Origin of the sequence: Pseudomonas sp. B23(2017), assembly GCF_002113725.1 — a bacterium.
GTDB lineage: Bacteria > Pseudomonadota > Gammaproteobacteria > Pseudomonadales > Pseudomonadaceae > Aquipseudomonas > Aquipseudomonas putida_Z.
The window spans coordinates 139,612-151,953 of record NZ_NEJM01000007.1 but is presented as its reverse complement, the minus strand read 5'-3'; the positions used below and the strand labels follow the sequence as shown (position 1 = coordinate 151,953).

The 12,342-nt window shown below is 64.3% G+C and carries 9 protein-coding genes; 6 read left to right on the top strand and 3 right to left on the bottom strand.

Features of this window, described 5'->3' with window-relative positions; all coding sequences use genetic code 11:
- From cyoA to hmpA, 3 genes are all read right to left on the bottom strand, one after another.
- The gene (cyoA, locus tag CAG46_RS13770) at positions 1-945 is read right to left on the bottom strand and encodes a ubiquinol oxidase subunit II (protein ID WP_015268993.1); all 945 of its coding nucleotides are present in this window, start codon (positions 943-945) and stop codon (positions 1-3) included.
- Between the two features lie 559 nt (positions 946-1,504).
- Positions 1,505-2,011: a disulfide bond formation protein B gene (locus CAG46_RS13760; protein ID WP_085617429.1), complete on the bottom strand. Its 507-nt coding sequence runs from the start codon at positions 2,009-2,011 to the stop codon at positions 1,505-1,507.
- A 631-nt stretch (positions 2,012-2,642) separates the two neighbouring features.
- A complete protein-coding gene (hmpA, locus tag CAG46_RS13750; protein WP_085617425.1) occupies positions 2,643-3,821 on the bottom strand; it encodes an NO-inducible flavohemoprotein in 1,179 nt (392 codons plus the stop codon).
- Between the two features lie 154 nt (positions 3,822-3,975).
- Here hmpA and norR point away from each other — a divergent pair, with 154 nt between their 5' ends.
- The 6 genes from norR (at position 3,976) to CAG46_RS13715 (ending at position 12,337) form a co-directional block, all read left to right on the top strand.
- Positions 3,976-5,529 (top strand): nitric oxide reductase transcriptional regulator NorR, encoded by a 1,554-nt coding sequence (gene norR, locus CAG46_RS13745; RefSeq protein WP_085617423.1) that lies wholly within the window; start codon positions 3,976-3,978, stop codon positions 5,527-5,529.
- Positions 5,530-5,728: 199 nt separating this feature from the next.
- Complete coding sequence (locus CAG46_RS13740; RefSeq protein WP_075043807.1) at positions 5,729-6,628, top strand: chemotaxis protein; 900 nt, start codon at positions 5,729-5,731, stop codon at positions 6,626-6,628.
- An 88-nt stretch (positions 6,629-6,716) separates the two neighbouring features.
- Positions 6,717-7,028, top strand: coding sequence for a hypothetical protein (locus tag CAG46_RS13735; protein ID WP_025337739.1), 312 nt, complete (start codon positions 6,717-6,719; stop codon positions 7,026-7,028).
- The gene (locus CAG46_RS13730) at positions 7,025-7,759 is read left to right on the top strand and encodes a YkgJ family cysteine cluster protein (RefSeq protein WP_085617421.1); all 735 of its coding nucleotides are present in this window, start codon (positions 7,025-7,027) and stop codon (positions 7,757-7,759) included. Before CAG46_RS13735 ends, CAG46_RS13730 begins: the two co-directional genes overlap by 4 nt.
- A 325-nt stretch (positions 7,760-8,084) precedes the next feature.
- Complete coding sequence (locus CAG46_RS13720) at positions 8,085-9,248, top strand: efflux RND transporter periplasmic adaptor subunit (protein WP_085617417.1); 1,164 nt, start codon at positions 8,085-8,087, stop codon at positions 9,246-9,248.
- Entirely contained in the window at positions 9,245-12,337 is a 3,093-nt protein-coding gene (locus tag CAG46_RS13715) for a multidrug efflux RND transporter permease subunit (protein WP_085617415.1), read from the top strand. Before CAG46_RS13720 ends, CAG46_RS13715 begins: the two co-directional genes overlap by 4 nt.
- Positions 12,338-12,342: the final 5 nt, after the last annotated feature.

Genomic DNA, 12,342 nt, shown 5'->3' with positions numbered 1-12,342 from the left:
TTACTCCTCTGCACCGGCAGCTGGTTGCATACTCGATTCCACACCCTTGGTAGTGGCCAGATCTTTGCTGCCTGCTTCTTCGTGGCTCGGACGACCGCGGTTCATGCCTTCGTACTTGTCGACGATCAGCTGGAACTGGTCTGGCGAAGCCTCGCTATACAGCGCGACTGGGTTGTTTTCGCTTGGTTTGGCCAAGGCGTCGTATTCGGCCTTGTCCAGCTTCTTCGGCGACTGCTTGACCTCGGCGACCCACTTGTCGAAGTCTTCCTGAGAGGTGGCAGTAGCCTTGAATTTCATGCCGGTGAAGCCAGCACCGCTGTAGTTGGCGCTGATACCGTCGAACTCGCCGTTTTCGTTGGCGATCAGGTGCAGCTTGGTGGTCATGCCGGCCATGGCGTAGATCTGGCCGCCCAGGCCCGGGATGAAGAACGAGTTCATCACGGCGTCGGAAGTGACGCGGAAGTTGACCGGAGTGTTAGCCGGGAAGACGATCTTGTTGACCGTGGCAATGCCCTGCTCCGGGTAGATGAACAGCCACTTCCAGTCCAGCGCGACCACGTCGATCTGCACCGGCTTCACATCGGAATCCAGCGGACGGTACGGGTCCAGCTTGTGGGTGGAGTGGTAGGTGAAGTAGCCCAGGGCGATGATGATCAGGATCGGGATGATCCACACCGCGGCTTCGATCTTGGTCGAGTGCGACCAGTCAGGGGTGTAGGTGGCAGCCTTGTTGGAAGCACGGTACTTCCAGGCGAAAACCACGGTCATGATAATGACAGGAATCACCACCAGCAGCATCAGGCCGGTAGCGATCAGGATCAGGTTCTTTTGCTCAATGCCGACCTGACCTTTCGGGTCGAGCAGGGTCCAGTTGCACCCACTGAGTAAAAGCATGCCTAAAAAGGGCAATATGCCAAACAGTCTGGGGTAACGCTTTTTACTCATCTCACGACCTCTAGATCAGCTTGCTTCAATGCAATTTGTGTTTTGGTAGCCAACACTTCGTCCTGCCAAGTGCGGCATTTCGCGCCCGTACTCGCTCCTGCCCGGGGTCCGACTGCAGGACCTTGGCGTCAAGCGGGTTAGCGGTGCTTATGGTTTCGTAGGCAACAGGCCTGTACTTCAGACCAAGTCCATTTGGTGCGGGAAAACGCGGAGGGGGGTCCGCCCGGTATCGCCGTTGGGCGAAACTTGACGAAGTCAGCAAAAAGGAGCGCTGGGGCTTCCTTCAATCCTGCGACTTGCAAGCAGTGCCGAACGGAAATTGGGGGCGATTGTAGATAGGTCGCCAACCCTTGACTATGACTTATTGAGCAACAGTCCTTTACAGAATCTGCAACAATACTGCTCAAAAATTCAACTTCGCGACAGTTTGTCGCACCCCGCTTGATAGGCCCCAAAGCCGCATTCTGCAAGGCCTCTGGGTTGATCTGGATCAAGCGGTGAGCGAATTTTCCCTCTTCTCATGCGGCGTAAAAGACCCCATGCCATTCGGGACTTTTGTCTAAGCCTGGCGTCGGTTGCGGTAGATCCCGAGCGGAACCAGGACGACCGTCAGGACGAACGCCACCAGCGCCCATTGCGCCAGCGACAGACCGAGGATCGGCGGGTACGGCGTGCTGCAGAAGCCGTCGACCTGGAACACCAGCGGCCAGAGCTTGGCCAGCGGCAGGTCGTCCACGATCGGCTGCAGGGTGTCGATACCGCAACTGACCATGGGGTTGGCGAGTATATACACATGGTTGCCGGCCGCAACGATTCCGCCAATGGCGCTGAGTACCACCAGTGCCTCGAAGAAGGTCAGGCTGCGGCGCCCGGGCATCGCCGCGGCGATGAAGGCGAACACGGCGATGAACAACAGTGCATAACGTTGCAGGATGCACAGCGGGCATGGTGCCTCGCCCAGGACTATCTGCATGTAGAGGGCGCCACCGATCAGCGAAAGGCAGATCAGGCCCAACAGTACCAGAAAGCGCCGTTCCCGATTCAGGCGCGATGTTTGTTCGTTCATTGCCGGTTCCTTCGATGGATAGTGGCAGCGTGATCCGCCTGCCTGGCGCAAGTCTACACGCTGGGCAGGGCCTTTGAGCGTGCCGAGGAAGCGGCGTGATAGCGCTGCGCAGGGCTATCCGGTGTGGCTGAGACCGGCCGCAACGACGTCGGTTCAACGCCGGGCGGCAAAAAAACGGCTACCCGGGTGCCGCGCAGGGGCAAGCCCCTCGACACCCGGGAGTGAAGGATACCGTGATTAAAGGAGGATTAAAGATGAAAGCTGCACAGCCGCTTTCATCTCTCCTTATATATAGGCAGGAAGGTGAGGTGCGGCCCAGCCGCTGGCAAGCCAGCCCCCAGGCGACAAATGCGATCGACCGTTTCGTTCTCGATTACCCACGGGCGGGAGCAGTGTTGCAAGGGAGCTGGCTTGCCAGCGGCTGGGATGAATACGCTGTAAGCCTGTACCGGCCTCTTCGCGGGTAAACCCGCTCCCACAGGGATCGCGCAGGCTTTGAAATCTGCGCGATCCCTGTGGGGCTGGCTTGTTGAAAACCACAGAATTTCCCACAGCCCCCCACAAGTTTTGAAACCTGCGCGGTCCCTGTGGGAGCGGGTTTACCCGCGAAGAGGCCAGTGCAGGCGCTACATCACTCCAGCGCAGCCGCCGGCCCGAAGAACTCGTAGCGGCTCTGCTGCTCTGGCACACCCAGGCCCTTCAGCTGGCGCTTGACCGCCGCCATGAAGCCCTTGGGCCCCAGGAAGTAGGCATCCACGTCTCGCTCTTGCGGCAGCCACTCGGCCAGCAGGTCTTCGCTCAGCAGGCCCACGGCATCAGCCGCGGCACCACCCTGCGGTTCTGCATAGCAGTAGAAGCGCTTGAGCTGCGGGTGACGCTCGGCCAGCTCGTCGATCCAGTCGCGGAAGGCATGCACGGCGCCGTTACGGGCGCAGTGAATGAAATGCACCTCACGCTGGGTTTGCAGTGCCGCCTGCAGCATTGGCAAGGTCGGGGTAATACCCACGCCACCGCTGATCAGCACCAGCGGCTTGTCGCTCGCTGCCAGGGTGAAATCGCCAGCCGGCGGGAACAGCTGCAGGGTATCGCCCACCGTCAGCACATCGTGCAGGTAGTTGGAGACCTTGCCACCCGCCTCGCGCTTGACGCTGATGCGGTATTCCTTGCCGTCGCACAGTGCCGACAGGGAGTAGTTGCGGCGCTGCTCGGCGCCGTCGATGTCCAGCTTCAGGCCGATGTACTGGCCAGGCTCGGCCTTGAGCACCGGCTTGCCATCCACAGGGGCAAAGTAGAACGAAACGATTTCGCTGCTTTCCTGCTCACGGCGCACCAGGCGGAATTCGCGGGTACCGCGCCAGCCGCCTTCGGCTTCTTCCTTCTGTTTATAGAGGTTCTCTTCCGCACCGATCAGGATGTCGGCCAGCTGGCCATAGGCCGCGCCCCAGGCGTCGATCACGGCGGGGGTGGCGATTTCCTTGCCCAGCACTTCTTCGATGGCGCGCAGCAGGCAGCTGCCGACGATCGGGTAGTGCTCCGGCAGAATCTGCAAGGCAACGTGCTTGTTGATGATCTGGCCGACCAGGCCGCCAAGCTGCTCCAGCTGGTCGATGTGGCGGGCATACATTAGCACGCCGTTGGCCAGGGCTCGCGGTTGGTCACCGCTGGCCTGGTGGGCCTGGTTGAACAGCGGGCGCACTTGCGGGTACTCGCTGAGCATCATCTTGTAGAAGTGGGTGGTCAGCGCTTCGCCGCCGCTTTCCAGCAGGGGGACAGTGGCCTTGATGATTGCACGTTGTTCGGCATTGAGCATTGCAACAACTCCTGAGCCTGTGGCTTCAAATGACTGCCCGAGCTGTTACATCAATCATGCCAACTTTTATCTCCAGCAAAATCAGGGGTTTGACGCAGGTCATGTCAAAACGACCCACCTCGACGTATAGTCATATCGACCCACAGGAGTCCATATGACCACGAAGCCCCTGCTCACCACCCTGCTGCCCCTGGTCAGCGACCTTTCCCGCGACCTGCCCGACCAGGAACGCTATCGCCGCCTGCTGCAGGCCATGCGTGGGTTGCTGCCCTGCGATGCCGCCGCGCTGCTGCGCCTGGACGGCGAGTGGCTGGTGCCGCTGGCAGTGGACGGCCTGAGCCCCGATACCCTGGGCCGGCGCTTCCGGGTCAGCGAGCACCCTCGCTTCCAGATCCTGCTCAGCAGCGCGGAACCCACCCGCTTCGCCAGCGACTCCGAGCTGCCCGACCCTTACGACGGCCTGGTCAACGCCCCCGATGCCAACCTGGAGGTACATGACTGCATGGGCTGCCCGTTGATGGTCGACGAGCGCCCTTGGGGCCTGGTTACCCTCGATGCCCTCACCCCCGGGCAGTTCCAGAGCCTGGAGCTGGGCGCCCTGCAGGCCTTCGCCAGCCTGGCCGCCGCCACGGTCACCGTGGCCGAGCGCATCGAGCACCTGGCCCTGCGCGCGGAAGACGAACACCACCGCGCGGAGATCTATCGCCAGGCCAGCGGCCAGGACAAAGAGCTGATTGGCCAGAGCCCCGCGCACAAGCGCCTGGTGGAGGAAATCCGCCTGGTCGGTGGCAGCGACCTGACCGTGCTGATCACCGGTGAGACCGGCGTCGGCAAGGAGCTGGTGGCCCAGGCCCTGCACCAGGCCAGCAACCGCGCAGACAAACCGCTGGTCAGCCTCAACTGTGCCGCCCTGCCCGACACCCTGGTGGAAAGCGAACTGTTCGGCCATGTGCGCGGTGCCTTCACCGGCGCCCATGGCGAGCGCCGCGGCAAGTTCGAGTTGGCCAATGGCGGCACACTGTTCCTCGACGAAGTCGGTGAGCTGCCACTGACGGTGCAAGCCAAGCTGTTGCGCGTACTGCAGAGCGGCCAGTTGCAGCGCCTGGGTTCGGACCGCGAACACCGGGTGGATGTGCGCCTGATCGCAGCCACCAACCGCGACCTGGCAGCAGAAGTGCGCACTGGCAACTTCCGCGCCGACTTCTACCACCGCCTCAGCGTATACCCGCTGCATGTGCCGCCGTTGCGCGAACGTGGGCGCGATGTGTTGCTACTGGCCGGCTACTTCCTCGAACAGAACCGTTCGCGCCTGGGCCTGAACAGCCTGCGCCTGAGCAGCGAGGCCCAGGCCGCGCTGCTGGCCTACGACTGGCCAGGCAACGTGCGTGAACTGGAACACCTGATCGGCCGCTCGGCGCTCAAGGCGCTGGGCCAACATTCCGAAAGGCCACGCATCCTCACCCTGGAAGCCATCGACCTGGACCTGCGCGCAACGGCAACGCCCGGCACCCCGCCCTCCCCTGCTGTGCCCTTGCCGGCGGCACCGCTACCCGAGGGGGGCCTGCGCGCAGCCGTCGACGACTACCAGCGCCAGGTGATCGAGGCCTGCCTGCAGCGGCACGAAGAAAACTGGGCAGCGGCTGCCCGGGAACTCGGCCTGGACCGCGCCAACCTTAGCCGCCTGGCCCGTAGGCTCGGGCTGCGCTGATTGAAACCAGCGCGGTACCTGTGGGAGCGGCTTTAGCCGCGAAGAATCCAACGCGGTGCATGGCACCGGCTGCGCCGGTGTTCGCGGCTAAAGCCGCTCCCACAGGGTCCAGAGCATTCCTTGGCTCGGTGCAAAATGACTAAAGCCAAGCCCGAACAGGCCGATAACCGGTTATCCCCTGTTCCCCACGAAGGTCACCATGGCCACGCAAAATGCCCGCGCGGATTCGCTGTCCCTGCTGCTGTTCACCCTGCGCAGCGGCAAGTTGATGGCAATCAACCTGCTCAAGGTCAGCGAGATAATTCCCTGCCCGCCACTGACCAAGCTGCCCGAATCGCACCCCCACGTGAAAGGCGTGGCGACCCTGCGCGGTAATCCGCTGTCGGTCATCGACCTGTCCCGCGCCATCGGCGAACGGCCGCTGGCCGACCCGGATGGCGGCTGCCTGATCGTCACCGAGATCAGCCGCTCGCGCCAAGGCCTGCATGTACAGGCGGTCAGCCGCATCGTGCATTGCCTGAGCACCGACATCAAACCACCACCCTACGGCTCGGGCAGCCGCTCGTTCATCACCGGCGTGACCCGGGTCGACAACACCCTGGTGCAGGTGCTGGACATCGAAAAAGTCATCCACGCCATCGCCCCGCCGGTGCCCGAGCAGCCTCACGGCACCTTGAGCGAGGAAGATGCCAGCCTGCTGGCCGCCGCCAACATCCTGGTGGTGGACGACAGCCAGGTGGCCCTGCAGCAGTCGGTGCACACCCTGCGCAACCTCGGCATCGAATGCCATACCGCACGCAGCGCCAAGGACGCCATCAACGTGCTGCTTGAACTGCAAGGCACCGCGCAGGAAATCAACGTGATCGTCTCCGACATCGAAATGAGCGAAATGGACGGCTACGCCTTCACTCGCACCCTGCGCGAAACCCCCGATTTCCAGCATCTGTACATACTGCTGCACACCTCGCTGGACAGCGCCATGAGCAGCGAAAAGGCGACCCAGGCCGGGGCCAATGCCATCCTCACCAAGTTCTCCTCGCCGGAGCTGACCGATTGTCTGGTGGTGGCGGCGCGCGCCGTGGTGTTCGCCGAGCGCTGATATATTCGGAGACAAACTCCCCGGCTTGCCGCCGGGGTCGAGTCGGGCATAATTCGCGCCCCTCGCAAGTAACTTGCCGGAATCGCGTATGAAGTTTCTCAGCTCTATCCTGATCAGTTGCGCCCTCTTCAGCGGTATCGCCCAGGCCTCCAGCAGCCAGGCCTGGAACGAGCAGCGCCAGCAGATGCTCAAGGCCTGCCTGGCCGCCAGCCAGTTCAAGGATGCCCACGCCCGCAGCAAGCCCGCCGAGTTCGATGACCAGGTCGGCATGAGCGCGCTGCTGATCGAAGGCGTCTACCCCCAGAAGCACATGCAGCAGCGCACCGGCACCGAACTTTGCCTGTACGACCGCCAGCACCAGCGCGCCTTCGTCAGCGAGTGGAGCCCGGAAGCCAAGTGACCGACAGCCTGCGTTTCGCCTGTACCGGCTGCGGCAAGTGCTGTACCGGCCACCACGTGCCCTTGACCCTGGCCGAAGCGCGCCGCTGGGCGGACAACGGCGGCCAGGTGGTGGTGCTGATCGAAGCCTTCGTGGCAGACGGCCCTGGCATGCCGGTAGAACAGCGTGATCATGTGCTGCGTCGCTCCCATCCCGTGCCCTGCGGCGACGGCGAGGCGCGCGTTTCGGTGACCTTCGCCGCCTTCAACCCCGGGCGCTGCCGCAACCTCGACGACAACGACCTGTGCACCATCTATGACGAGCGGCCGCTGGTCTGTCGCATCTACCCGGTGGAAATCAACCCGCATATCCCGCTGCGGCCAGGCAGCAAGGACTGCCCGCCGGAAGCCTGGCAACAGGGGCCGGAGCTGATTCACGGCAGGCAACTGGTCGATGCCGGGCTGGAGGCGCTGGTGCAGGCCTCGCGCCAGGCCGACCGCGATGACATCGCCGCCAAGGTGGCGGTGTGCCAGGCGCTGGGCATGACCACCAGTGCGCTCAAGGGCAACGGGTTTACTGCCTACTTGCCTGACATGGGCGCGTTGAGCGCGGCCCTGGCCCAGGTACCGGAGGTTGGCCGGGCACAGTGGGCCCTGCATGTGGAGGACGCGGCGCTGGTGGCGAGCTTGCAGGAACATGGTTTGCGCACCACCAACGAGCCCCCGGTGTATTACGCCTTCATCAGCTTCTAGCTATGCCCTCGACGGGGCAACTGTCCTGTCCAGATCTATAAACCGGCGCCATCCCTGTGGGAGCGGCTTTAGCCGCGAACACCGGCGCAGCCGGTGCCAGGCACCGCGTTGGATTCTTCGCGGGTAAACCCGCTCCCACAGGGTACGCGGATCACCCGGCTGATCAGTTCTCTGCGCGACAGCGCAGCGCAAAAGGCGAACGATCTCCTGCGGTGCAGGCAAAACTGACAGCGCTGTCAGCCAGCGGTCACGCTGCCGACCCGGTTCGGGGGCTATAAGATTGAATACAGACAACCATTCCCCTCTGGCCAAGGTGCCCGCACCGATGCGACGTCCGTCCCGCCCTGTCATCCTCGCCGCCCTGGCACTCCTGGTCCTGGCGGTAGCGGGTATCTGGTTCGGCCAGCGCCAGCCAGCACCTGCCGCCCGTGCGCAAACCGCCATACCGGTGCGCGTGGTCAGTGTCGTCCAGCAGAACGTGCCGCGCTATGCCAGCGCCATCGGCTCGGTGCTGTCGCTGCACAGCGTCGAGGTGCGCCCGCAAGTGGAGGGGGTACTGACCCAGGTGTTGGTCAAGGAAGGCCAGTGGGTGAAGGAAGGCGACCTGCTGGCCACCCTCGACGACCGCGCCATCCGCGCCAACCTCGACCAGGCCCGTGCCGAACTTGGCCAAAGCCAGGCACAGATCCAGGTAGCCAACGTCGACCTGCAGCGCTACCGCCTGCTGAGTACCGACAACGGCGTTTCGAAGCAGACCCTCGACCAGCAGCAGGCCCTGGTCAACCGCCTGCAAGCCACGGTCAAGGGCAACCAGGCGGCCATCGCCAATGCCGAGGTGCAGCTGTCGTACACGCAGATCCGCTCGCCAGTGACCGGCCGAGTGGGTATTCGCAACGTCGACCCCGGCAACCTGGTGCGCACCAGCGATACCCGCAGCCTGTTCAGCGTCACCCAGATCGACCCGATCGCCGTCGAATTCGCCCTGCCGCAGCAAATGCTGCCAACCCTGCAAAGCCTGCTGAAGGCGCCCACCCCGGCACTGGTGCAGGCCTACATGGATGCCGACGGCGAACGCAGCCTGCTCGGCGAAGGCCACCTGGCACTGATCGACAACCAGATCTCCGCCACCACCGGCACCGTGCGGGTAAAAGCCGAGTTCGACAACAAGGACGGCCGCCTGTGGCCGGGCCAGCTGGTCACCATCCGCCTGCGCACCGCCGTGGAAGAAAACGCCCTGGTGGTACCGCCGCCTGTGGTACAGCGCGGCGTCGACGGGCACTTTGTCTACCGCCTGGACGGTGACAAGGTCACCAGTGTGCCGGTCAAGGTGCTTTACCAGGACAGCGGGCTGAACATCATTGCCGGGGTCAAGCCGGGCGAGCGCCTGGTGCTCGATGGCCAGTCGCGGCTCAAGCCCGGTTCGCGGGTCGAGGTGGCCCCCGACGCCCCTGTCCCCTCGGAAGTGGCCGACCGCCGGAGCCAGCCATGAACACGCGCAACGGTGTTTCGGCCTGGTGCATCGACCATCCCATCGCCACCCTGCTGCTGACCTTCGCCCTGGTGCTGCTGGGGGCCATCGCCTTCCCGCGCCTGCCGGTGGCACCACTGCCGGAAGCCGACTTCCCGACCATCCAGGTCACTGCCCAGCTGCCCGGCGCCAGCCCGGAAACCATGGCCTCGTCGGTGGCCACGCCGCTGGAAGTGCAATTCAGCGCCATCCCCGGCATGACCCAGATGACCAGCAGCAGCGCACTGGGCTCGACCAACCTGATCCTGCAGTTCACGCTCGACAAGAACATCGACACCGCCGCCCAGGAAGTGCAGGCGGCCATCAACACCGCCACCGCGCGCTTGCCGCAAGACCTGCCCAACCCGCCGACCTGGCGCAAGGTCAACCCGGCCGACAGCCCGGTGCTGGTGCTGACGGTCAGCTCCAGCCAGATGCCTGGCAACGACCTCAGCGACTACGCCGAAACCCTGCTCGCGCGCCAGCTGAGCCAGATCGACGGGGTCGGCCTGATCAACATCACCGGGCAACTGCGCCCGGCGATCCGCGTGCAGGCGCAACCCGAGAAACTGGCCGCCATCGGCCTGACCCTGGCCGACCTGCGCCAGGCCATCCAGCAGACCAGCCTGAACCTGGCCAAGGGCGCGCTGTACGGCGAACACAGCGTGTCGACCATCGCCGCCAACGACCAGTTGTTCCACCCCGACGACTACGCCCAGCTGATCGTCTCCTACCGTGACGGTGCACCGGTGCACCTGAAGGACGTGGCCAAGGTGATCAATGGCGCCGAGAACGCCTATGTCAAAGCCTGGTCCGGCGACCAGCCCGGGCTGAATCTGGTGATTTTCCGCCAGCCTGGCGCCAACATCGTCGATACCGTGGACCGGGTACTGGCTGCCCTGCCCAAGCTGCAGGAGATGCTGCCAGCCTCGGTCGAAGTGTCGGTGCTGCAGGACCGCACCCAGACCATCCGTGCCTCGCTGCATGAAGTGGAGCTGACCCTTATGATCGCCGTGGCCCTGGTGATCGGGGTGATGGCGCTGTTCCTGCGCCAGTGGTCGGCGACCATGGTGGTGTCCAGCGTGCTCGGCGTATCGCTGATCGCCAGTTGCGCGCTGATGTACATCTTCGGCTTCAGCCTGAACAACCTGACCCTGGTAGCCATCGTCATCTCGGTGGGCTTCGTGGTCGACGATGCCATCGTCGTAGTGGAGAACATTCACCGCCACCTGGAGGCCGGCGATGACAGCCGCACGGCGGCGCTCAAGGGCGCCGGGGAAATCGGCTTCACCGTGGTGTCGATCAGTTTCTCGCTGATCGCCGCGTTCATCCCGCTGCTGTTCATGGGCGGCGTGGTCGGCCGGCTGTTCAAGGAGTTCGCCCTTACCGCCACCGCCACCATCCTGATTTCGGTGGTGGTTTCGCTGACCCTGGCGCCAACCCTGTGCGCACTGTTCATGCGCCGCCCGCCCGGAGAGCACAAGGGCGGCTTCGGCGAGCGGCTGGTCAGGTGGTACGAAAAGGGCCTGGACCGCGCCCTCGCCCACCAGCGCCTGACCCTCGGCATGTTCGGCCTGACCCTGGCCCTGGCAGTGGCCGGTTACGTGGGTATCCCAAAGGGCTTTTTCCCGCTGCAGGACACTGGCTTCATCCTCGGCACCAGCGAGGCGGCGGCGGATGTGTCGTACCCGTCGATGATCGAGAAGCACCAGGCGCTGGCCAAAATCATCGAGGCCGACCCGGCGGTGCGCGCGTTCTCCCACTCGGTGGGCGTCACCGGCAGCAACCAGACCATCGCCAACGGCCGTTTCTGGATCGCCCTCAAGCCGCGTGGCGAACGCGATGTATCGGCCAGCGAACTGATCGACCGGCTGCGACCCAAGCTGGCCCAGGTACCAGGCATCGTCCTGTACATGCGTGCCGGCCAGGACATCAACCTGAGCTCCGGCCCGTCGCGCACCCAGTACCAGTACGTGCTCAAGAGCAACGACGGCATGGCGCTGAACCTGTGGACCCAGCGCCTGACCGAGCGCCTGCGGGAAAACCCGGCGTTCCGCGACCTGTCCAACGACCTGCAACTGGGCGCCAGCGTCACCCGCATCGATATCGACCGCCAGGCCGCGGCACGTTTCGGCCTGACCACCACCGACGTCGACCAGGCGTTGTACGACGCCTTCGGCCAGCGGCAGATCAGTGAATTCCAGACCGAGACCAACCAGTACAAGGTGATCCTCGAACTGGATGCCCGCCAGCGCGGCAAGGCCGAAAGCCTCAACTACTTCTACCTGCGCTCGCCACTGACCAACGAGATGGTGCCGCTGTCGGCAGTAGCCCATGTGGCACCGCCCAGCGCCGGGCCGCTGTCGATCAGCCACGATGGCCTGTTCCCGGCAGCCAACCTGTCGTTCAACCTGGCCCCCGGCGTGGCCCTGGGCGATGCGGTGACCATCCTCGAGCGCACCCAGCGCGAGCTGGGCATGCCCGACTCCATCAGCGGCAACTTCCAGGGCGCGGCCCAGGCCTTCCAGAGTTCGCTGTCGAGCCAGCCGTGGCTGATCCTGGCAGCGCTGGTGGCGGTGTACATCATCCTCGGCGTGCTGTACGAAAGCTTCGTCCACCCGCTGACGATCATCTCCACCCTGCCCTCGGCCGGCCTCGGCGCACTGATCCTGTTGTGGGCCATGGGCCAGGACTTCAGCATCATGGGGCTGATCGGTGTGGTGCTGCTGATCGGTATCGTCAAGAAAAACGGCATCCTGCTGATCGACTTCGCCCTCGAAGCCCAACGCCGCCAGGGCCTGACCCCGGAGCAGGCGATCCACCAGGCCTGCCTGACGCGCTTCCGGCCGATCATCATGACCACCCTGGCCGCCTTGCTCGGCGCGGTGCCGCTGATGTTCGGCTTCGGCACCGGTTCCGAACTGCGCCAGCCACTGGGCATCGCCGTGGTTGGCGGCCTGCTGGTGAGCCAGGCGCTGACGCTGTTCACCACCCCGGTCATATACTTGGCCCTGGAGCGCCTGTTCCACCGCCGCCAGGCCGCCCGTGCGGCGGCGCCCAGTGCCAGTTAGGACAA

Coding starts and splice junctions, on each gene's coding strand:
- CAG46_RS13720 (WP_085617417.1), top strand. CDS start 8,085: ATGCGACGTCCGTCCCGCCCTGTCATCCTCGCCGCCCTGGCACTCCTG.
- CAG46_RS13735 (WP_025337739.1), top strand. CDS start 6,717: ATGAAGTTTCTCAGCTCTATCCTGATCAGTTGCGCCCTCTTCAGCGGT.
- cyoA (WP_015268993.1), bottom strand. CDS start 945: ATGAGTAAAAAGCGTTACCCCAGACTGTTTGGCATATTGCCCTTTTTA.
- CAG46_RS13760 (WP_085617429.1), bottom strand. CDS start 2,011: ATGAACGAACAAACATCGCGCCTGAATCGGGAACGGCGCTTTCTGGTA.
- CAG46_RS13715 (WP_085617415.1), top strand. CDS start 9,245: ATGAACACGCGCAACGGTGTTTCGGCCTGGTGCATCGACCATCCCATC.
- CAG46_RS13740 (WP_075043807.1), top strand. CDS start 5,729: ATGGCCACGCAAAATGCCCGCGCGGATTCGCTGTCCCTGCTGCTGTTC.
- norR (WP_085617423.1), top strand. CDS start 3,976: ATGACCACGAAGCCCCTGCTCACCACCCTGCTGCCCCTGGTCAGCGAC.
- hmpA (WP_085617425.1), bottom strand. CDS start 3,821: ATGCTCAATGCCGAACAACGTGCAATCATCAAGGCCACTGTCCCCCTG.